Source organism: Streptomyces chlorus (assembly GCF_042655885.1).
GTDB lineage: Bacteria > Actinomycetota > Actinomycetes > Streptomycetales > Streptomycetaceae > Streptomyces > Streptomyces chlorus.
Genome location: NZ_JBHSOA010000004.1, coordinates 40,523 through 61,809 on the forward strand (window position 1 = coordinate 40,523; position 21,287 = coordinate 61,809).

Below are 21,287 nucleotides of genomic sequence, written 5' to 3' on the forward strand. Positions count from 1 at the left end.
TCTGTCCCCGTAACGTTCCAATATGCTCATATGAGCATTAAATGTGCGGAGCCCCAGATTCCCTGCGAAGGCAGCGGATATGGTGGCGGGCATGATTCAGTCGCACCCTCGGATCAGCAAGGCTGTCATCCCCGCGGCGGGCCTCGGTACCCGGTTCCTACCGGCCACCAAGGCCACTCCCAAGGAGATGCTGCCGGTCGTCGACAAGCCGGCGATCCAGTACGTGGTCGAAGAGGCCGCCGCCGCAGGTCTCGATGACGTCCTCATGGTGACGGGCCGCAACAAACGCCCCCTGGAGGACCATTTCGACCGCAATTACGAACTGGAGTCCGCCCTCAACAGGAAGGGTGACGCCGCCCGCCTCGCCAAGGTCCAGGAATCCAGCGACCTCGCGACGATGCACTACGTCCGCCAGGGCGACCCCAAGGGCCTCGGCCACGCCGTCCTGTGCGCCGCCCCGCACGTCGGCGACGAACCCTTCGCCGTCCTCCTCGGCGACGACCTGATCGACCCCCGGGACCCCCTGCTCCAGCGCATGGTCGAGGTCCAGGAGCAGCACGGCGGCAGCGTCGTCGCGCTCATGGAGGTCGACCCGGAGCAGATCCACCTCTACGGGTCCGCCGCCGTCGAGACCACCACGGACTCCGACGTCGTCCGGGTCAGCGGCCTGGTCGAGAAACCCGACCCCGCCGACGCCCCCTCCAACTACGCCATCATCGGCCGCTACGTCCTCGACCCGGCCGTCTTCGACGTACTGCGGAAGACCGAGCCGGGCCGCGGCGGCGAGATCCAGCTCACCGACGCCCTCCAGCAGCTCGCCGAGGACGAGGAGATCGGCGGCCCGGTGCACGGCGTGGTCTTCAAGGGCCGCCGCTATGACACCGGCGACCGAGGCGACTACCTGCGTGCCATTGTCCGACTCGCGTGCGAACGTGAGGACCTGGGCCCGGACTTCCGGACCTGGCTCCGCCGTTACGTCACCGAGGAGATGCAGCAGCCTTGAGCACCGCCGCGCCCCGCACCGCAGGCCCGGACCACCTCTGGTCGGTGGACGAGCACCTGGACGACATCCTCGCCACCGTCCGCCCCCTGGAACCCATCGAGCTGCAGCTCCTCGATGCCCAGGGCTGCGTCCTGGTCGAGGACGTCACGGTGCCGGTGTCGCTGCCGCCGTTCGACAACAGCTCCATGGACGGGTACGCGGTACGGGTCGCGGATGTCGCGGGCGCGAGCGAGCAGTACCCGGCGGCCCTCGAGGTCGTCGGTGACGTCGCGGCCGGCCAGGCCGGCCTGCTCCAGGTCGGTCCCGGCCAGACGGTACGCATCATGACCGGCGCCCCGCTCCCGCCCGGCGCCGAGACCGTCGTCCCCGTCGAGTGGACCGACGGCGGGCTCGGCGAGGGCCCGGTCACCGGGATGCGGGCCCGCAGCCTGGCCCCCGAGGGCGCCACCGGCCAGGTGCTCGTGTACCGCCCGGCCGGGGCACGCGCGCACGTGCGCGCCAAGGGCAGCGACGTACGGGCCGGCGACCGCGCCCTGGAGGCCGGTACGATCCTCGGCCCGCCCCAGATCTCCCTCCTGGCCGCGATCGGCCGCGGCTCCGTACGGGTGCACCCGCGCCCGCGCGTGGTCGTGCTCTCCACCGGCAGTGAACTCGTCCAGCCCGACGAGGAGCTGAGCGCCGGTCAGATCTACGACTCCAACAGCTTCTCCCTCACCGCCTGCGCCCGCGACGCCGGCGCCATCGCCTACCGCGTGGGCGCCGTCGCCGACGACGCCGACACCCTGCGCGACACCATCGAGGACCAGCTGGTGCGCGCCGACCTGATGGTCACCACCGGCGGCGTCAGCGTCGGGGCGTACGACGTCGTCAGGGAGGCGCTGTCGTCCGTCGGCGACGAGGACGAGCCGGGCAGCGGCATCGACTTCCGCAAGCTCGCCATGCAGCCCGGCAAGCCGCAGGGCTTCGGCTCCATCGGCCCCGACCACACCCCGCTGCTGGCCCTCCCCGGCAACCCGGTCTCCTCGTACGTCTCCTTCGAGCTGTTCGCCCGTCCCGCCATCCGTACCCTGATGGGCCTCACGGACGTCCACCGGCCGAGAACCCGCGCCACCCTCACCGCGGGCGGGGCGCTGACCTCGCCGAAGGGCCGCCGCCAGTTCCTGCGCGGCCGGTACGCCGACGGCGAGGTGACCCCGGTCGGCGGCGCCGGATCCCACCTGGTGGCCGCTCTCGCCCAGGCGAACGCGCTGATCGTCGTCCCCGAGGACGTCGAGTCCATCGCCTCCGGCACCGACGTCGAGGTGATCCTGCTCGGCTGACCCGCACGGGTTGGCGGTACCGTGTCGCGCACAGCAGGCCCGCGCGCCGCACCGCGGCGGGCCCGGACCGGGAGCGCCACACTCATGACCGTGCCTTCCCGGGGGGAGACCCCCGGACCTCCAGCGCAGGACGACCGTACGCAGGACCGTCTGACGCATCTCGACGAGGCGGGCGCCGCCCGTATGGTCGACGTCTCCGGCAAGGACGTGACCGCGCGCACCGCCCGCGCCACCGGCCGCGTCCTGGTCTCGCCCCGTGTGATCGAACTGCTCCGCGGCGAGGGGGTCCCCAAGGGAGACGCCCTGGCCACCGCGCGGATCGCGGGCATCATGGGAGCCAAACGCACCCCCGACCTGATCCCGCTGTGCCACCCTCTCGCCCTCTCCGGTGTGACACTGGACCTGTCGGTCGCGGACGACGCCGTGGAGATCACGGCCACCGTGCGGACGACGGACCGCACGGGCGTCGAGATGGAGGCGCTCACCGCGGTCTCGGTCGCCGCGCTCACCGTGATCGACATGGTGAAGGCGGTCGACAGGAAGGCGGTCATCACGGCCGTGCGGGTGGAGGAGAAGACGGGCGGCACGTCGGGCCACTGGAGCAGGGCATGACACTCGACGCATCCATCGGCGGCGCACTTCCCGCGCCGTACAGCGCCCTGGTGGTCACCGCCTCCAACCGGGCCGCCGCCGGCGTCTACCAGGACACGGGCGGCCCGCTGATCGCCGAGGGCCTGCGGCGCTTCGGCTTCGCCGTCGACGGCCCCCAGGTGGTCCCCGACGGTGATCCGGTGGAGGCCGCGCTGCGCGCGGGTACGGAGGCCGGGTACGACGTCATCGTGACCACCGGCGGCACCGGCATCTCGCCCACCGACCGCACCCCCGAGGCGACCCGCGCGGTGATCGGCCACGAGGTGCCCGGCATCGCGGAGGCCATCCGGGCGTACGGCCGGGACAAGGTGCCGACGGCCGCCCTTTCCCGGGGCATCGCGGGGGTCGCGGGCGGCGGGACCCTGATCGTCAACCTGCCGGGGTCCAGGGGTGGGGTGAAGGACGGTCTCGCCGTCCTGGAGCCGCTGCTGAAGCACGCGGTCGACCAGTTGCGCGGTGGTGACCACCCCGGACCGGGGGCCGGTGGCGGGGGTGTGAGCTGAACGGCTCGGCCTGGCCCGTGGAGCTGGCGGTCGGTGACGTCGTCCTGAGGCCCATAAAGATGCGCGACCAGCGGGCCTGGCGCGAGGCCAACCGCCGCAACCGTGACTGGCTGCGGCCCTGGGAGGCGACCATCCCGCCGCCCACCCCCGCCGGTCCGGTCGTGCACCGGCCGACCTACCGCCAGATGGTCCGTCATCTGAGGGCCGAGGCACACGCGGGCCGGATGCTGCCGTTCGTCATCGAGTACCAGGGACGTCTGGTCGGCCAGTTGACAGTCGCGGGGATCACCTGGGGCTCGATGTGCTCGGGTCACGTCGGCTACTGGGTGGACGAGGCGGTGGCCGGCCGCGGAGTGATGCCGACAGCCGTGGCGATGGCCGTGGACCACTGTTTCCGTACGGTCGGGCTGCACCGCGTCGAGGTGTGCATTCGCCCCGAGAACGGGCCCAGCCGACGGGTCGTGGAGAAACTCGGATTCCGCGCGGAGGGGCTGCGCCCGCGTTATCTGCACATCGACGGAGCCTGGCGCGACCATCTCGTCTTCGCGCTCACAGCCGAGGAAGCGCCCGAGGGGCTGCTCGGCCGCTGGCAGCGGGAACGCTCCCGGCGTGAGCGGCCGGAGGACGAGCGGCGTAATCCCGGAATCCCGCACAGCCCCGGTAATTGAATAAATGTTCGAATTTGATCGCCTGGTGACCGGCTGAAGCATGTGAAGGCAGGGAATTTCGCATCTCGAGTGGTCTGCTGATCACATGGATCCAAAAAAGTTCGAGATATCAGCCGGATCGTGCGACACACCGGCTCAATTGGCGGATGGCCCCACCTAAACCCCTCTACCGTGTGAGGCGTGAGCAGCAGCGGCCTCATCTACGCAGTCATTGTCGGGGCCTGGGCCGCCTACTTGGTGCCGATGTGGCTCCGTAGGCAGGACGAGCTGAACGAAGCCCGTCCGACGGAACGCTTCAGCACCGCCATCCGATTGTTGTCCGGACGGGCGGGAATGGAGCGCCGGTACGCCAAGGACCTGCGGGAGCGCTCCACCGACGAGGAGGAGCGGAGCGCTCACGACCCGGACGCGGTCACCGATTCGGTGGACGTCCGGGCTTTCGCCGTGTCCCAGACCCGTCCGCAGGTACAGGCCCCCGTACGGGAGCAGCCCGCGCAGCGGCCGGACCGGCGCGGCTCCGAACCCGGTCCAGGCCCCGAACTTGGTCCCGCGCGCGAGCGTGTCCCGTCCGCCCGCCGTGAACGGGACCCCCGACGGGCACAGCCCGCCGGACCGGCCCGGTCCGCCGCCCAGCAGTCCCGGTCGGCGCAGGCCTCCGCGGCGCGCGCCCGGCGCTCGAAGGTGCTCGCACGCCGTCGGCGCACCACCACCCTGCTGTTCGTCGCCTTCACGCTCGGCGCGGTCGTCGCGGCGATCGGCGGACTCGCGTTCCTGTGGGCACCCGGAGTGCCGGCCATACTGCTGAGCGCCTACATCGTGTACCTGCGCTCCCAGGAGCACCGCCGGTTCGCGTACCAGATGGACCGCCGCCAGGCGGAGGCCGCGGCGCAGCGGCTGCGTGAGCGCGAGCGCCGGCCGCGCCGCCGCCCGTCCGTCGGCGACGCGGACACCGACGAACCGGAGGGGCCCGGGCAGGGCTTCGAGCCGGCCGTCGAACCGGACCAGGAGACCGACCCCGGCCTCCTGGCGCTCGCCGCCGACCGGCGGGCGCTCGTGGAGCAGACCGACCATGCCGAGTGGGTCGACCAGCAGCGCGAGCGCCAGCGCCGCCCCGGCCAGGGCGGCGACAGCTGGGACCCGGTCCCGGTCCCGCTGCCCACGTACGTGACCGCCCCGGTCGCCCCGCGCGCCACCAGCGACGTGGACCTCGGCGCCCCGGACACCTGGAGCTCGGCCCGCTCGAGCTCCATGGCCCCGGGCCCGGAGGAGGCCGCCGCGTCCGACGACGCCGAACCCCACGACGCGGGCGCGGAGAGCGACCACGACGACCGCCTGGACGACGACGGCCGCACCGACGCCCTCCCCCACGCTCGAAGGCGCTCGCGCGGGGGAACCCCCACGGCGGCCTCGGCCCGCCGGGCGCGCGAGCGCGGCCGCACCCCGCTGTTCGACCAGTACGAGGACGGCGACCGGCCGCGCGCGGCCAACGAATGACCCCCGAAACCGCAGGTGACCCCCCACCCGCAACGGATTTCCGAGCACGCCGATCGGGATGCTAAAGTTTCACTCGTCGCAAGGGCCTGTGGCGCAGTCTGGTAGCGCACCTCGTTCGCATCGAGGGGGTCTGGGGTTCAAATCCCCACAGGTCCACCGCAGCTGAAAGCCCCCGCCGGGAAACCGGCGGGGGCTTCTTCGTGTTGGCGCGAGGAACTTCTGCCGGCCGGATCCCTGCGCGCCATCGCTCGAACGGACCGTGAGACGCAGGATCCGGCACCCCTGGCCGGTGCCGTCGGCGTGGATCTGATGGGCCGGTCGCTCGCGCCCCATGCCTTGGAATGATTCATCTAGGATGCGGTGCGAGCCTGGGACAAAACACGATCAAGCGCGCGGGTGCGAAGCCGCTCGTGGTTTGTGCGTCAGGCCGACGACGTGGGTACCATGCCTGCCTCTCTGCGCCGACGATGATCATTCCGGGAGGTTTCGGTGACGCCAGCCGTGCGGCCGTCCGCTCCCGAATCAGGACCGCCTCCGGCCCGTGAGCGCTGGTTCCAGCCGAGGCGCAGTGGCCACGCGTGGGAGCAGGACGGGCTGGACCATGTCCGGCAGCGGATGCCGAAGGCCGAGCCGTACCGGGCGTGGGCGACGTTCCAGTTCACCGGTCCCTCGGGCCGCGTGAGCGAGTGCGACCTGTTGATCGCCGTACCCGGCGGGGTGTACCTGCTGGAGTTGAAGGGCCACCCGGGCCGGGTGGTGAACCACGGGGACACCTGGCAGTTCCACGACGACCGGGTGCGCACGATCAAGAATCCCCTGCACCTCACCGATCTCAAGGCCAAGGAACTCAAGGAGCAGCTGGCGCGGGCCGCGCGCGCCCTCAAGCAGGACCCCAGGCGGGTCCCCTTCATCAAACCGGCCGTCTTCCTCCACGATCCCGATCTGGTGAGCGGCCTCGACGAGTTCCAGCGGACCGGCGTCTACGGGCGCGACGGCGGCGGCAGCGGGCTGCCCGGTATCTGGGACGGGCTGCTGAGCCTGCCGCCCGAGCGCGAGAGCTGGCGCGTCACTCCGCAGACCGGCCTGCTGCTCGAAGAGCTGATGAAGCGCATCGGGGTCAGCCACTCGACGGCTCACCTGCGCTTCGGTGACGACTGGCGGCTGGAGCCGCGCGCGCTGGACGCGGGCCCCGGCTGGGAGGACCGGCTCGCGCAACGCGACGACGGGCTGGTGCGGGAGAACGGCCGGGTGCGGATCTACCTGGCCGGAGAGGCGGCGTCGCAGCACCAGCGGCACCAGGTGGACCGGGCGGCCCGCCGCGAGTACCACGTGCTGCAGGGCATCAACCACCGCGGCATCGTGCAGGCGGTGCAGATCCAGGAGCACGCCGGCGGCCCGGCGATCCTCTTCCGGCACCGCGCGTCGGACCTGCGCCTCGACGCCTACCTCGACGCGTACGGCGGCCGGCTCACGCCGGAGGCCCGGCTGGACCTGGTCCGCCAGCTCGCCGAGGCGGTCCGGTACGCCCACAACCGTTCCCTCTACCACCGGGCCCTGTCCGCCCGTTCGGTGTATGTGTCGGCGCGGGAGGACGGCAGCGAGCCGGTACTGCGCATCGCGGACTGGCAGACCGCCGCCCGTGACTTCAAGACCACGATGCACCACACGCTCGGGGACACTCCGCTGGACGCGGACCTGATCGCGGACGTCGCGCAGGTGTACCTCGCTCCCGAGACCGACCAGGAGTTCGCGGATCCGATCGACCTCGATGTGTTCGGGCTGGGCAGCCTCGCTTATCTGCTGCTCACCGGGCGCCCGCCGGCCGACCGGCGCAGCACCTTGGTGGACCGGCTGCGGGAGGAGGGCGGGCTGCACTCGTACGCGGTCGCCGACGGCGTGTCCACCGCGCTGGACTCCCTGGTCTTCCGCGCCACCGCGGCCGACGTGCAGGACCGGCTGACGTCGGCCGAGGAGTTCTTGCGGCTGCTGGACGCGGCCGAGGCCGATGCCGCGGCGCCCGAGCCCACGGACGCGGCGGTCCTGGATCCCCTGACGGTGCAGCCGGGCCAGTCTCTCGACGACACCTGGACGGTGGCCCGGGTGCTCGGCACCGGTGCCACGGCCCGTGCCCTGCTGGTACGCCGCACGGAGGGCGAGCCGGGCGGCGAGGCGGACTCGCCCCGCGTCTTCAAGGTCGCGCTGGACCATGACAAGGATGCCCGTCTCACCGCGGAGGCCGCGGCGCTCAAGGAGGTCGGCGGCGGACGCATCGTGAAGCTGCTGGCCGAGCCGCGCGAACTCGGCGGGCGGATGATCCTGGAAATCGAGTACGCGGGTGGCTTCCGGCCTCCCGGCGACCGGGAGGCGGTGAGTCTCGGTTCCCGGCTGCGCGGCGAGGGAGCGCTCGGCTACGACCAGCTGGAGCGCTTCGGCAACGACCTCTTCGAGGCTTTGGACAGTCTCTCGGCGCGCGGGGTGCGGCACCGGGACATCAAGCCGGACAACCTGGGCCTGTTCAAGCGCAGTGACGGCTCCTGGCAGCTGATGCTGTTCGACTTCTCGCTGGCCGACGCACCCGACCAGGATCTGCACGCGGGGACGCGCGGCTATCTCGACCCGTTCCTGGGCGGGAGCCGGCGTGAGCGCTACGACGACCACGCCGAGTGGTACGCCGCCGCGGTGACCCTGCACGAGATGGCTTCGGGCGAGCGGCCCGTGTGGGGCGACGGCCAGGGCAGCCCGCTCACCGTCGCCGATGCCGAACTGCACGTCGCCGACGAGTTGTTCGACCAGGCGCTCCGCGACGGGCTGAGCACCTTCTTCCCTCGTGCCCTGCACCGTGACGTCGAGCAGCGCTACGACAGCCTGCGTGAAATGCAGGAGGCGTGGCGAAGGCTGTTCCGCACGGCGGACAAGGCGCCTCCGGCCACCACGCCCGCCACGGTCGGGATGACCGTCGAGGACATCGAGGAGGCCAGGGAGCAGGCCGCCGCGGCGGCGGAACCGAACACCCCGTTGGACGCCGCGGGTCTGTCACCCCGCGCGGTGTCCGTCGCCGCCGCTCTCGGCGCGTCGACCGTGGGGGCCCTGCTCGACATCGCCCCGCACACGATCTCCCGTGCCCGGGGTGCGGGCAATGTGATCCGCAAGGAGCTCAACCGCCGCCACCGCCAGTGGACACATGCCCTGCGCAAGCGCCCCGCCGCCCGCCCGGCAGCGGACGTTCCGGCGGAGGCGCCCGAGGACGCGCTGGAGCCGGTGGAGACCCTGGCCGTGCGGCTCACCCCGCAGGAGGGCAGGCGTCGCACGAAGCCCCGCCCCGATGTCGTACGGGCCATGCTCCAGCTGCCCGGCGCCGAGCGGCTGGAACTGTGGCCCGCCCAGTCGGCCATCGCGCGCGCCCTGGGCATCACCCAGACCACCGTTTCCCAGCATCAGCAGGCCGCGATCGAACTGTGGTCGGAGCTGTCCTGGCTGCGTCGCGTCCGGGACGAGATGGTGACGATCCTGTCCAACCGGGGCAGGATCATGACCGCCGAGGAACTGGCCGTCGATCTGCGTGCCCGGCACGGAGCGGGTGATGGGGACCCCGGCGACACGCTGGCTCAGGCGCTGGCCGTGGTCCGGGCCGCGGCGGAGGTGGAGTTCCGCAAGCGCGAGGAGAACACCGGTCCCGACGCGGAGCCCCCGGTCCGGCTGGCGGTTCTGCGGCGCGGCGGACGGGTGCTGCTGGCCCTGGAGGACCAGCCGGGCACCGACGACCCCACCCCGGCGGAACTCGCGGACTACGCCGCCCTCCTGGGCGAGGCGGCGGTGTCGGTCGCCCGCCGCGATCCGCTGCCGGGCCGGGCGACGGTGCTGCGCGAGCTGCGCGCGGTGCCCGCGCCGGAGGGCATGGCGGCGATCGCGGACACCCGGCTCGTCGACCTGGCGGCGGCCATGGCGCCCGGCGTCGCCGTCTCCCCACGCCTGGAACTCTTCCCGCTGGATCTGGACCTGGTCCGTGCCCTGCGCATCTCCCAGGCCCCCGCGGGTGTCCGCGCCGACACCGGTATAGGCGCCGCGGACCTGATCACCCGTGTCCGGGCCCGCTTCCCCGGACTGGCGGTGCTGGCCGACACCACCTACGTGGAACTTCAGGAGGCGCTGGCCCAGACCGACTTCCCGCTCGCCTACGACCACCAGCGCAAGCGGTTCATGCCGCGGGTCCGCGAGACCGTCGGCTCTCACTACGAGCCGTCGGTGTCCATGCTCACCAGCACCGGCACCCTCATCGCGGCCGCGCAGAGCGAGCTGGCCCTGGGGAACGACCCACGCCGGGTCATGACGGCGCGGCTTCAGGCGGCCCGTCGGCGCGGTGGTTTCCTCGCGCTCACCGTCAAGGCGTCCGAACTTCCGGGTGTCGCCGAGCAGTTGGCGACACGCTTCGACGTCGTGCCGGTCTCGCTGGACGACCTGTTCCTCGACGCGCTGAGGGGACTGGCCGCAGAGAACGGTGTCGCATGGCAGGCGCTGCTGCGCGCGGACGCCGCGTTCGCCGCCTCGGGGTCACTCGGAGCGGGCCTCGCCTCCTACGCGCGGGCCGCGACCGAGCGGGTCACCGAACGCGCCGTCGCCCTCGCGGAGAGGACCGGTCCGCGCACGGTGCTCTTCGCTCACGAGGCCGCGCTCACCGCCCGCTACTGGACGGCCGGCGGCCGTGAGCTGCTGGTGGCGCTCCAGGAGGCTGCCCGACGTCCGTCCGATGCTCCGCACGGCCTGTGGCTGCTGGTTCCGATGGAGGACCCGGACGCGTCGCCCGCGCTGGACGGCCGCACGGTGGACATCGTGGACCGGATGAGCGAATGGGCGCGGGTGAAGGGCCTGTTCCTCAAGGAACTGAAGTCCCAAGGGGCAGCGACGGATGAGCCGGTGAGGCGAGTCTGACGCGTGATGCGGTCGGTCGGCCCGGCTCTGGCTGCCTTGGGAAGCGACGGAATGCCGCTCGTACAACCAGAGCCGGACCTTCAGCCCGATGTGCTGTTCGGCAGGAGGCCGACCCCCGATGCCGGGGAGGTCAGGGGAGGCGGTGTCCCAGCTTCGCCGACCGCCGGTTGTGTCCCTTCGTGTCCCACCATTCCTCCAGCAGGGCACGAACGAGGTGCACGAGCTGCCGCAGCCGCTCGGGGTCCGGGGCCGGCGAGTCGAGGACATCCGCGAAGGACCTGTCCTCCCAGGGCAGGGTGACGGCCCAGTGCTCGTCCGGCAGACCCGGACGCTCCACCCTGAGCCGGTAGGCCAGCAGGGCGTGGCCCCCGGGGAGGCGGTCGACCGACAGGTCGGCGACGTCGAATCGCACGCTGCCGTCACCGGTGGTGTACGAGCGAGCCAGCGCCTGCTCGGCCGGTGTCTGCGCCGTCATGAGTGCCTTCCTTCCCTGAGCCATCCGCGTAGGCCCGCCTCAAGCTCTACCCGGTCCTCAGCACGTGGCGACGACGGCAGGCTGGTCGACCTTGTACGCCGTCAGCAGGTCGTTCGTCCCGGCCGGGGTGCCGATGATCGTCCGGAACTTCTCGATGCGCGGGCAGGTGTTCGTGTAGGTGGAGAACCCGCCACGGCCGTTCGGGCTGCCGGACCAGATGGCCGTGCTGATCTTCTTGTCCATGGTCTTGTTCCAGCCGTGGCGGGCCTTGATGTGCTTCCATCCCCACGTCTTGGTGCCGCAGCGCAGAGTGGAGAACTCCGGGCCACGGTAGTACGTGCGGACTATGTGATTCCGGCTGCGGCTCTTGCATGTGGCGTCAATGCTGTCGACGGCGACGCCGGTGGCCCTGTCACCCGAAGCGGGTGCGGCGGACGCGGAAGCGGCCGGCACCAGCAGAATGGAAGCGGCAACCGCGGCGGTCAACGCTGTGTTGACGGTACAGAAAGCGATGCGACGCAAGCCTTCCCCCTTGTGAAGTCGCCTCCGTGGTCAGCGGAGGCGCCATTTCTCGGACCCCTGTTCTAGGGACGCATACAACCCAACATGTCCAATTAAGGGGCAAACAAGGGGTGTTCAAGACATCGTGGATCTTCGTGGCCTCGGAGTGGCCCCCATGGACCGGTACTCGGCCGAGCCGTCGGCCCTCCGCCGGAGGCTGCCGGTTCAAGGCTGTTGAGCAGGAGGGCGTGGCTAAGATCCGTGATGTGCCGGAGACCTTACAAGAGGATCATTTCGCCAGGGCGGCGAAGCGTCACTTCGACGACGCCGCCTACGTCCACCGCGACAGCCGCCTGCCGACCGCCGACCATCTCTACGGCTTCGCCGCGGAATGCGCGGTCAAGAGTCTGCTGCTGCGCTTCACGGACGTGGCGATGGGCCCGTCCAACAAGCCGGAGGTCGCGCACCCGGAGCCGCCGGACGATGATCCCGAACGCACTCTCCAGTTCGGTCACATCAACCAGCTCGTCAGGGAGATCAAGCTGCTGGCGCGTGGCCGGAGCGGGGCGCCTCTGCACGCGGCGCTCGACGGTGACCTGCGGGTCTTCAGGGGATGGCACGTCAGCACCCGCTACTCGGACGGGACTTACGCGCAGGCCGAGGTGGTGGAGCGACGCCGGGACGCGGCCCGCCGCATACTCACCCTGCACGAACACGCACTGCTCCACGGAAAGCTGACGTGATGTCCGTCGAGATTCCGGTCCGCTTCGACCAGGCCCGGCACCGCGCCTTCGAAGCCGCCCGTGACGTTGCCGGGCAGGGATTCCCCGTCGTGCTGGTCCGCGACGTACTCGGCCGGTTCTCCCTCGTCGTCGACGACGCCGGGAAGGAGAAGGCGGCGGTACGCGGGCTGATGGCGGACTGGGAAACGGCGTTCTCCGACGGCCTGGGCCCGTACCGGTCCGGCCAGCCGGTGCTGCTGGCCTCGGACATGTTCTCGGCGGATGCCCTGCTGGGTTCCGTGCGGGCGGTGGCGGACCCGGACGGCACGTCAGGTCCGGGCTCCGTCCGCTTCCTCGACAACACCGTCGTCGGCGAGGACTGGGCGATGGTCTCCACGCCCGGGTCCGGTCCCGACGGCGTCCGCGCCCACCGCACCGCGCTGTACGGGTTCAAGGGCGGGGTGGGGCGTACGACGGCGATGGCCGTGCTGGCACGCCATCTGGCCGACCGGGGCCATGCCGTCCTGGTCGTCGACCTGGACCTGGAGTCCCCGGGCGCGGGCCCGCTGCTCATGGGCCGCGACCTGTCTCCGCACGGCTTGGTGGACCACCTCGTCGAGGACGCGGTGGGCAACGCGGACGGCCTGGACATCGTCATCCGCTCCCCGTACGACCCTCCCCGGGCGGCCGACGGCCGGTTCGGCGAGCTGTGGGTGGCTCCGGCCCGCGGCAGGGGCACGGACGGCCAGGCCCGGTACTCGTATGCCGACAAACTGAACCGCGTCTACGCGGACACCGCCGACGTGAGCTTCGCGGACCGGCTGGAGCGGGCGGTGCGGGCCTGCGAGGACGCCGTGGAGCGGGACAGCGACACGGGCCGACGCCCGGACGTCGTCCTCCTCGACAGCAGGGCCGGTATCCACGACGTGGCGGCCGTGGCCATCTCCCGGCTCTGCGACCTCGCCCTCCTCTTCGGCAGCCACAACGAGCAGACATGGATGGGCTATAGCGACCTGTTCGCCACATGGTGGTCCTCCGGGCAGGCGCCGCGCATCCGCGAGAAGCTGCGCATGGTCGCCTCGATGGTGCCGGACTCCGTGCACTATCCGATGGACGGCTATCTGGAGGCGTTCCGCAGGCGGGCGTTCGAGTGCTTCGAGGTGCTGTACGACTCCGTCGACCCGGTCGACGTGGGGGAGGACGGCGCCGTCGCCACGCTGGGGGACGAGGTGTTCTCTCCCGCCCTCGCCGACGACCTGGCGCCGCACTCTCCGCTCCCCATCCTGTTCGAACCGGGCCTGGTGGGCATGGACGCGATCAACGCGCCGGGCTGGCAGGACCGTGCGTTCGTGCGGGCCGCATACGGTGACTTCCTGGCCGGAGCCACCCCGCTGATCGAGCAGGCGCTGACGGCCGGCCGGAACCAGGAAGGAACGCGAGACACGTGACGAACGAGGCCGGCCTCACCGCCCACGAGTACCGCGACCTGCTGACGGCGGCACTGCGGGAGTCCGTCTACGCCGACACCCGCCGGCCGACCGCCCACACCCTGTTCATGCCGGACTCGCACCGCACCGCCCTGTACGTCGACAACGTGGTGGTGCCGGGCGGGCGGGGCGTCGGCAAGACGTTCTGGTACCACACGCTCCTGGACGAGCGGCTGCGCGAGCTGGCTGCCGACGAGTACCGCATCAACCGCCTGCGCCACCTGAAGGTCCACCCCGGGCACGGGCTGGACCTGAACTCCGAGCGCTACCCGGGGCCGCCCGACCTGAGGGGGCTGGTCGAGGCGGGGGAGGACCCGTACGACATCTGGTACGCGGTGCTGTTGACGGCGCTCGGGCAGGAGGAGCTGCGCGGACTGCTGGAGTGGCGGGACAAGGTCGCCTGGGTCCGTGCTCACACCGGTGCGGCGCAGCGCACGCTGGAGCGGGCGGACCGCGAGGCGTACGAGGCGAACGTCGTCCATCTACTGCTCTTCGACGCTCTTGAGCATCTGCACCCGGACCGCGCGCGGGCGGACCTCCTGGTCGGCGGCCTCCTGCGGTTGGCCCTTCAGATGCGGTTCGGTACGCGCAACATCCGGCTGAAGGTGTTCATCCGCCCGGACATGTTCGAGGCCGCGAAGCTCGCCTTCGCCGACGCCGCGAAGCTGTCGGGGTACGCGGCGGCCCTGGAGTGGACGCAGACGGATCTGTACGGGCTGCTCTTCCACTGCCTGGGCAATGAGGACGAGGAGCAGGTCGAGCCGGCGCAGCGGTTCCGCCGGATCACCGGGGGCTGGGACACCGACGACGCGGGCACGCGGCATGTTCCGCCGATGCTGCTGCGCAACGATGCTGCGAGGCAAGAAGAGCTCTTCGCGCAGATCGCAGACCCGTTCATGGGCGGCAACTACCGCAAGGGCAGGCCCTACACCTGGCTGCCGAACCACCTCATGGACGGCAAGGGGAAGACCAGCCCGCGCAGTTTCCTCCAGGCCCTGGCCACGGCAGCCGACGTGACTCGTTCGACCCACCCCGGGCACGACCGCGCCCTGCACCACGAGGCGATCCGCGCCGGGGTGCAGGATGCCTCGAAGCGGCGGGTGAACGAGGTGAGCGAGGACACGCCGTGGGTGAAGCTGGCGATAGAGCCGCTCGTCGGCTGCCAGGTGCCCATCGAGGAGGAGATGGTCCTCAAGCTGTGGCAGGACGCCGACCTGCCCAGCGTGCTGGCCAAGGACGCGGCGCGGTACGTGCAGGCCGACCGGCCCGAGCTGGTCCGCACCGGCCCACGCCACCCGGACGACCTGCCACGCCTGATCGCCGAGCTGAGGGAGCTGGGCGTGATGACGGATCCGCGCAGCGACGGCCGGCTGGACCTGCCCGACGTGTACCGGATCGCGTTCGGACTGGGACGCAGAGGCGGTGTTCCCAAGCCGAGGGCGTAGTCGCCGCCCGGTTCGCCGTCTCCGCACGTCCCGTGCGCTCTATAGCACTCTCACTTTGCAAAGTCGACCTGGCAGGATGGGCGGGCACGCCGTGCCACACGGCGGGTCGGTCGGGATGGAGAGTGTGCACCGGTGTCATCTGCGGAAGTCCACGGCGTGGAATCGCCCGCATCACCTGCGGAGGGTGCCTCGCCGCGCCACGAGGCGCTGCTGAAGGACCTGCAGAAGCAGGTCGCCCTGCTGGAGCAGGATCTCAGGGAGCGGGCGGCGGGCGAGGAGTTCGCGCCGTCGCTGCTGGCCGAGTACCAGCGCGCCGACGGCGAGGGCCGTACGGGCGTCGGCTACGAGACCTGGCTCGACGACCGGCTGGTGCAGGTCGCCGCCGCGTGGGTGCTGGCCTGCGTCTTCGTCCGGTTCAGCGAGGACAACGGACTCATCCCGGATGCCTGGCTGTCCGGCCCCGGTGAGCGGCTGGCCGAGGCGCAGGACCGGCACGACGACTACTTCCGCCTGCACCCCGAGCGCAACGACCGCGACTGGCTGCTGGAGTCGTTCAAAGGGCTCGGTGAGGCCCACACCACGGCCGAGGGTCTCTTCGACCGGCGTTTCAACCCCCTGTGGGAGGTCACCCCGTCCTACGGTGCCGCGACCCGCCTCCTCTCCTTCTGGCGCGAGCGCGACGCCGAGGGCCGGCTCCGGCACGACTTCACCGACCCCGAGCTGAACACCCGCTTCCTCGGCGATCTGTACCAGGACCTCTCCGAGCATGCCCGCAAGACCTACGCGCTGCTCCAGACGCCGGTGTTCGTCGAAAAGTTCATCCTCGACCTGACGCTGGAACCGGCCGTGGAGGAGTTCGGCCTCGACCCGGTGTGGAAGCACCGGCCCGACGGCTGGCGGGGCGAGATCGACGAGGACGGCCGGGTGCGGGGGCTGCGCTGCATCGACCCCGCGTGCGGCTCCGGGCACTTCCTGCTCGGCCTGTTCGAACGGATCCTCACCAAATGGCGTGAGCTGGAGCCCGGTACGGACGGGTGGGTTCTCATCCGGCGCGCGCTGGAGTCGGTTCACGGGGCCGACAAGAACCCGTTCGCAGCTTCCATCGCACGGTTCCGGCTGCTTGTCGCCGCGCTGAAGGAGGGTGGGGTACGGGAGCTTCAGCGGGCGCCGGGATTGCCCATTCGGGTGGCGGTGGGGGACTCGCTGCTGCACGGACGGGATGCCGGGCAGGAAGCCGACCAGACGTTTGACGACCTCGCCCGCAGAGAGGTCTTCACGTACCGGACGGAAGACGTCAAGGAGTACGTGACGGAAGTCGACCTGCTGGGGCGGGGGTCGTATCACGTGGTGGTGGCGAACCCGCCCTACATCACGGTCAAGGACAAGCAGGAGAACCAGAATTACCGGGATGTGTACTGGGCCTGCTCTCGCCAGTATGCGCTGTCAGTGCCATTCGCCCAGCGGATTTTTGAGCTTGCGCTGAGGGCGAGTGGAAGCGGTCAGGATGGTGGCTTCACCGGGCAGATCACGGCGAACTCGTTCATGAAGAGGGAGTTCGGCAAGGTTCTGATTGAGTCGTTCTTCTACGGCGGCCCTTACAAGGACCCCAGGAACAAGCGGAAACGTGACTTCGGTGGCGTAGATCTCACGCACATCATCGATACGTCCGGGGCTTATATTCCGGGACACGGTACGCCGACGGTGATTTTGGCCGGGCGTAATCAGGTGGCTCGTCAGGTCAAGCCCATTCGGGCTGTGCTAGGTGTTCGGGGTGAGCCGAGCCAGCCGGACGACGCTTCCCGGGGGCGTGTTTGGCAGGACATCGTAAGGTCCGTCGGCAAGCCTGGGGCGGAAGAGGGGTGGGTTTCGGTTCTTGATGCCGAACGGGAACGGTTCCGAAGTTTCCCTTGGTCGTTGCAAGGGGGAAGTTCTCACGGTCTTATGGCCCAACTTCATCGGGCGTCTCCGCAACGTTTCGGTTCCATTGTGCAACTCATTGGGCGTACAGCTCACACCGGTGCCGACAGTGCCTACTTTGCGCCGCCGGGGGCCTGGCGCCGCCAGGGGGTTCCTCGACAGAGAGTTGTCCCGCTCGTTGAAGGGACAGTGATTCGAGATTGGTTCCTTTATCCCGAAACTGAAGCGCTTTTCCCGTACGGAAGTGAGCTCTCAGCTGACCTGGGTGACCCCTCCCTCGAACGACTTCTGTGGAAACTTCGGTCAGAACTTCGCGAACGCCGGGAACCGGGCGGTACTCATGAAGAGATCGGGCTGACCTGGTATGAATGGAGTCGGTGGCATCCCGAGCGATACACCAGTTCTCTCGGTATTTCTTTCCCGTTCGTTGCTACGCATAACCATTTTGTGCTAGACCGGGGTGGAAAGGTTTTTAAGCAGACCGCTCCGGTGATCAAATTGCCTGGAGGGGTGAGCGAAGAACGGTACTTGGAGTTGATGGGAGTACTGAACTCTTCAGCCGCCTGCTTCTGGCTGAAGCAGGTTAGCCAGGGCAAGGGTGGGAGTGGCCTCGGGCGTGGCGTGCAAGATGAAGAGTGGGAAGAACGCTACGAGTTCACTGGAACCAAGCTTGAGGAGTTTCCTCTTCCTGAAAGGCTTCCCCTCGCTCTTGGTTACGAACTTGACACCCTTGCTCAGGAACTGGCCAGGCATGAGCCCTCCGTGATTGCCACGTCTGGGCCTCCCACCCGAGCTGCCCTCCACGCAGCAAGCAAGGCGCAGGCCCGCATCCGTGCATGGATGATCCTTCTTCAGGAGGAGTTGGACTGGGTTGTTTACGGGGCGTATGGGTTGCTCACGGCCAAAGAGGTCGAGGCGGCCACCCTGCCTGGTGATCCCACCGAGCTGAGCGACGAAGCCGTTCCGCAACTCGCCCTAGGGCAGCGGGCCTTCGAGATTGTGCTCAAGCGGACGGTTGACACCAGTGAGATCGAGACCGCCTGGTTCGACCGGCACGGGTCCGAAGAAACTGCCGTCTCCGGCATCCCCGCCGAATGGCCCGAAGCATACAAGAAGGTCGTGCAGGCTCGACTCGATCTCATCGCCTCCAACAAGGACATTCGGCTGCTCGAACGCCCTGAGTACAAGCGGCGTTGGTCCACCGAACCGTGGGGCAAGCGCGAGGCCGCCGCGCTGCGGGCCTGGTTGCTGGACGCAGCCGAGCGCAAGGAACTGTGGTTCGGCGAGCGTGGTGAGTACACCGCACCTCGCGCTCTCACCGTGTACCAGCTTGCCGACGTGCTGCGGCACGACGAGGACGTTCAGGCTGTCGCCGCGCTCTACGCGGCCGACCACCTCAACAAGCCCGAGGCATCCCTCGCCACCGTGCTCCAGGCCGTCATCGAGAACGAGCACGTCCCCTACCTTGCCGCCCTCCGCTACAAGGAGACCGGCCTGCGTAAGCGTGCCCAGTGGGAACGAGTCTGGGAAGAGCAGCGGGAGGAGGACCACGACGGTGTGCGACGGGATATCAAGCCTGCTCCGAAGTACTCCGGCGCTGACTTCCTCCGGCACTCCTACTGGTCGAACCGCGGCAAGCTCGACGTGCCGAAGGAGCGGTTCATCTCCTACCCCGGCGCCTCCCCCGACAGCGACCCCTCCCTGCTGCTGGGTTGGGCCGGCTGGAACCACCGGGATCAGGCCGAGGCCCTCGTCAACCTCATCACCGACCGTGCCGACCAGGATGGCTGGAAGCGGGAGGACCCGCGGTTCGTGCCGCTGCTGGCCGGGTTGCTGGAGATCATGCCCTGGGTCCGCCAGTGGTACGACGAGCACGATGAGGAGTGGGGTGACAACCCGGCCCGTGAGTTCCAGACCGCGCTGAAAAAGGGCTGCACCGACCGCCACCTCGCAGAGTCCGATCTCCGCGACTGGCGTCCCGAGAAGAGGCGTGGCGGACGTACGAAGACTGCCGAGTAGCGATACAGCGCATCAGGACGGGAGCGTCAGTCGGCGGTCCCGTCCTCGTCTGCGGGCGCGCTGGTTGGCGGCTGCTCCACCACGAAAGAGCCCTTGCCGCGCACAGTGACGATGAGTCCTCGTTCGCGGAGTTCCTGTGCGGTCCGACGAGCGGTGAGTCGTGCCACTCCGTACTCGTCGGCGAGATGGTTCTCCGACGGGATGGGTCTGTCAGGCGCCAGTTCCCCCGACTCGATCCTCTTCGCGATGACGTCGGCCAGTTGAACGTAGAGCGGTCTCGCGCTCATCGGGTCCAGAGCTGTCGGGTGCTGTGTATCGCTCATATGTCCAACGTAGGCGTGCCCTGATCTGCGCGTTCGAGTAGATCCCTCTGTACTTGTATGCAGAGGGCTGCATATCGGTGTAGTTTCAGCAATGCAAAGACCCCGGCGAGGTGGCTAGACCTCCCGGGGCACGGCCAACGCTTAACAGGAGCGTCGACATGCAAGACCTTATCCACCGCATCGCCCATTGGCTGAGCCTTCTCTTCGGCCCCGGCACCGGAGCCCACCGCGCCGGCGTCCCCCGCCACCGCGCCCAGCGCCCCCCGCACCTCACCCCGCACCTCACCGCCCCCGCACCCCACCTCCCCCTCCTCCACTCCCCGTACTGCCGTCACCTTCCCCTCGACGGCGCCGCCTCCCGCCTCGTCCGTCCCTACCTCGCCGCCCATGAGCAGGAGCAGGCGCTTCGGCGGAACCGGCGCCGGATCGTCGTGCTCGCCGCCGGCTTCGGGATCGACCTCGACCTCGCCCAGCACACCGTCGGCGCGCGGAGGGTGGCCGCGTGATGAACTCGCTCACCGCGCTCCGGCTGCTGCCCTGGCTGTCGGCGGAGGGCAAGCCCTGCTTTCTCGTTCCCGGTGAGGACGGCGGGATCGTGTCCCGGTTCGCCGACGCGACGGAGGCCCGGCAGCTCGCGGACGGGCTGGACGTCCTCCGCGCCGCCCGCCGGATGCTGGACGACCCGCTGACCCCGAACGTCGAGGTCCGCTACACCGCGATCAGGCTGGCCGAGTGCCTCGCCGACGCGCTGCGGGTGGCGGAGTCCCGCGGCCGACGCCTGCCCGCGGCCGACGTCGATGCCGACGACGTGGAGGACGCCACCGACCATGAGACCGGCAACGAGACCGGTGACCGCGACTCGGGAGCGTGCTCATGAGCCCCGCGCCGGGTACCTGGCCCGGCGTCCGGGCCTCGGGGACGAACGGGTCATCCGGCCCGACGAGACGGACTATCGTCGTAGGCCCGGTGCGCCGAAGGAGCAAAAAGGAGTACGTCCGGTCATGACCGCACACGCCCCAGAACCCACGCCGGTCGTTCCGCCCATGCCCGAGCGGAACCCGAAGGCACTGCGTGCTGCCATCGCCCAGCACGCCCCCCAGCTTCTTCCGGACTTCGACGACCACTGGAAGTGGGCCGTCGCGGACACGTACGACATCAGTACAGTGCCCGCGTTCATGGCCCGTTGGTGGGGTGAGTACGCGGTTGCCCGGGATCCGAAGCTCGACGCGCACATGGCTGATCTGCATCATCGTGCGGCAGAGGCCACCGACCTTGCCGAGGCGAAGGCGCTTCTCGAAGAGGCCTCCCACATCCGATACGAGGCACAGCGACTGGAGCCCGGCCTGTGACCGACGACGGGTTCATGGGGCCGCCATGGCAGATGGACTGGACGCTCAAGGCTCAGGCTGCCCGTGACGCCCTGCCCGAGCAGGTACGGAAGACCGTCGACGCCGCGCGGGCCGAGCTGGTCACGGCGAAGGATCCCTACTACCGGGGAATCGAGGCGGATGCGGACCTTCCCGCAGGTATGAAGGTCCTGCCGGCGCGGTCCGATCTTCCGAAGGGTTCTCGTATCTTCCACTTCGACCACGGGCACGGCTGGCTGCGTTACACCTTCGTACCGCGCACCGAGGACCCCCAGATCATCGTGGAAGAGGTCTTCTGGCAATGACCGACGGTCACAGGCGACGGTCTGAAATCAATCGCGTCAGGTGACGACCGGCCCCCGGGCATCGCTCGTGGCCCCGCACATGCCAACCCCACCCGTCCCGTCCCGCCGAGCTGGCAGGATGGGCGGGGTGTGTGCGGGGCCCGGGTGACCGTTGGGCCCCGC

General features: G+C 69.9%; 18 protein-coding genes and 1 tRNA gene. 16 read left to right on the forward strand and 3 right to left on the reverse strand.

Annotation, left to right across the window (positions count from 1 at the left end):
• Positions 1-91 precede the first annotated feature (91 nt).
• From galU to pglW, 8 genes are all read left to right on the forward strand, one after another.
• Positions 92-1,003, forward strand: a complete 912-nt coding sequence (gene galU, locus ACFPZI_RS02365) for a UTP--glucose-1-phosphate uridylyltransferase GalU (protein ID WP_381357478.1) — start codon at positions 92-94, stop codon at positions 1,001-1,003.
• Complete coding sequence (gene glp, locus ACFPZI_RS02370; RefSeq protein WP_381357481.1) at positions 1,000-2,322, forward strand: molybdotransferase-like divisome protein Glp; 1,323 nt, start codon at positions 1,000-1,002, stop codon at positions 2,320-2,322. The genes galU and glp overlap by 4 nt, the downstream gene beginning before the upstream one ends.
• A gap of 84 nt (positions 2,323-2,406) precedes the next feature.
• Complete coding sequence (gene moaC / locus ACFPZI_RS02375) at positions 2,407-2,934, forward strand: cyclic pyranopterin monophosphate synthase MoaC (protein WP_381357483.1); 528 nt, start codon at positions 2,407-2,409, stop codon at positions 2,932-2,934.
• Positions 2,931-3,476 (forward strand): MogA/MoaB family molybdenum cofactor biosynthesis protein, encoded by a 546-nt coding sequence (locus ACFPZI_RS02380; RefSeq protein ID WP_381357486.1) that lies wholly within the window; start codon positions 2,931-2,933, stop codon positions 3,474-3,476. Before moaC ends, ACFPZI_RS02380 begins: the two co-directional genes overlap by 4 nt.
• 17 nt (positions 3,477-3,493) lie before the next feature.
• A complete protein-coding gene (locus ACFPZI_RS02385; protein WP_381357488.1) occupies positions 3,494-4,144 on the forward strand; it encodes a GNAT family N-acetyltransferase in 651 nt (216 codons plus the stop codon).
• Between the two features lie 180 nt (positions 4,145-4,324).
• A complete protein-coding gene (gene sepX, locus ACFPZI_RS02390) occupies positions 4,325-5,638 on the forward strand; it encodes a divisome protein SepX/GlpR (RefSeq protein ID WP_381357491.1) in 1,314 nt (437 codons plus the stop codon).
• Positions 5,639-5,720: 82 nt separating this feature from the next.
• Positions 5,721-5,794 (forward strand) — tRNA-Ala (locus tag ACFPZI_RS02395).
• A gap of 333 nt (positions 5,795-6,127) precedes the next feature.
• Positions 6,128-10,564: a BREX system serine/threonine kinase PglW gene (gene pglW, locus ACFPZI_RS02400; RefSeq protein WP_381357494.1), complete on the forward strand. Its 4,437-nt coding sequence runs from the start codon at positions 6,128-6,130 to the stop codon at positions 10,562-10,564.
• A 130-nt stretch (positions 10,565-10,694) separates the two neighbouring features.
• Here pglW and ACFPZI_RS02405 read toward each other — a convergent pair whose 3' ends face one another.
• Positions 10,695-11,039: a hypothetical protein gene (locus ACFPZI_RS02405; protein ID WP_381357496.1), complete on the reverse strand. Its 345-nt coding sequence runs from the start codon at positions 11,037-11,039 to the stop codon at positions 10,695-10,697.
• Positions 11,040-11,096: 57 nt separating this feature from the next.
• Entirely contained in the window at positions 11,097-11,525 is a 429-nt protein-coding gene (locus ACFPZI_RS02410; protein WP_381357499.1) for a hypothetical protein, read from the reverse strand.
• Between the two features lie 263 nt (positions 11,526-11,788).
• Here ACFPZI_RS02410 and ACFPZI_RS02415 point away from each other — a divergent pair, with 263 nt between their 5' ends.
• The 4 genes from ACFPZI_RS02415 to pglX all read left to right on the forward strand — a co-directional run bounded on the left by ACFPZI_RS02415 (position 11,789) and on the right by pglX (position 19,130).
• The gene (locus ACFPZI_RS02415) at positions 11,789-12,283 is read left to right on the forward strand and encodes a hypothetical protein (RefSeq protein WP_381357502.1); all 495 of its coding nucleotides are present in this window, start codon (positions 11,789-11,791) and stop codon (positions 12,281-12,283) included.
• Positions 12,283-13,710 (forward strand): KGGVGR-motif variant AAA ATPase, encoded by a 1,428-nt coding sequence (locus ACFPZI_RS02420; protein ID WP_381357504.1) that lies wholly within the window; start codon positions 12,283-12,285, stop codon positions 13,708-13,710. Before ACFPZI_RS02415 ends, ACFPZI_RS02420 begins: the two co-directional genes overlap by 1 nt.
• Entirely contained in the window at positions 13,707-15,194 is a 1,488-nt protein-coding gene (locus ACFPZI_RS02425) for a hypothetical protein (RefSeq protein ID WP_381357506.1), read from the forward strand. Before ACFPZI_RS02420 ends, ACFPZI_RS02425 begins: the two co-directional genes overlap by 4 nt.
• Positions 15,195-15,326: 132 nt before the next feature.
• Positions 15,327-19,130, forward strand: coding sequence for a BREX-2 system adenine-specific DNA-methyltransferase PglX (gene pglX / locus ACFPZI_RS02430; RefSeq protein WP_381357509.1), 3,804 nt, complete (start codon positions 15,327-15,329; stop codon positions 19,128-19,130).
• Positions 19,131-19,156: 26 nt separating this feature from the next.
• Here the strand turns inward: pglX and ACFPZI_RS02435 are convergent, their stop codons facing one another.
• A complete protein-coding gene (locus tag ACFPZI_RS02435; protein WP_381357512.1) occupies positions 19,157-19,453 on the reverse strand; it encodes a GntR family transcriptional regulator in 297 nt (98 codons plus the stop codon).
• Between the two features lie 158 nt (positions 19,454-19,611).
• On the opposite strand from ACFPZI_RS02435, the gene ACFPZI_RS02440 reads away from it, so the two are divergent.
• The 4 genes from ACFPZI_RS02440 (at position 19,612) to ACFPZI_RS02455 (ending at position 21,125) form a co-directional block, all read left to right on the forward strand.
• Positions 19,612-19,959: a hypothetical protein gene (locus ACFPZI_RS02440; protein WP_381357514.1), complete on the forward strand. Its 348-nt coding sequence runs from the start codon at positions 19,612-19,614 to the stop codon at positions 19,957-19,959.
• Positions 19,959-20,330 carry a hypothetical protein gene (locus tag ACFPZI_RS02445; protein ID WP_381357517.1) on the forward strand — a complete coding sequence of 124 codons (372 nt, stop codon included), beginning with the start codon at positions 19,959-19,961 and terminating at the stop codon, positions 20,328-20,330. Before ACFPZI_RS02440 ends, ACFPZI_RS02445 begins: the two co-directional genes overlap by 1 nt.
• A 124-nt stretch (positions 20,331-20,454) precedes the next feature.
• On the forward strand, positions 20,455-20,802 hold the full coding sequence (locus ACFPZI_RS02450; protein WP_381357519.1) for a hypothetical protein: 348 nt from the start codon (positions 20,455-20,457) through the stop codon (positions 20,800-20,802).
• Complete coding sequence (locus ACFPZI_RS02455; protein ID WP_381357521.1) at positions 20,799-21,125, forward strand: hypothetical protein; 327 nt, start codon at positions 20,799-20,801, stop codon at positions 21,123-21,125. Before ACFPZI_RS02450 ends, ACFPZI_RS02455 begins: the two co-directional genes overlap by 4 nt.
• The last annotated feature ends 162 nt before the right edge of the window (positions 21,126-21,287 follow it).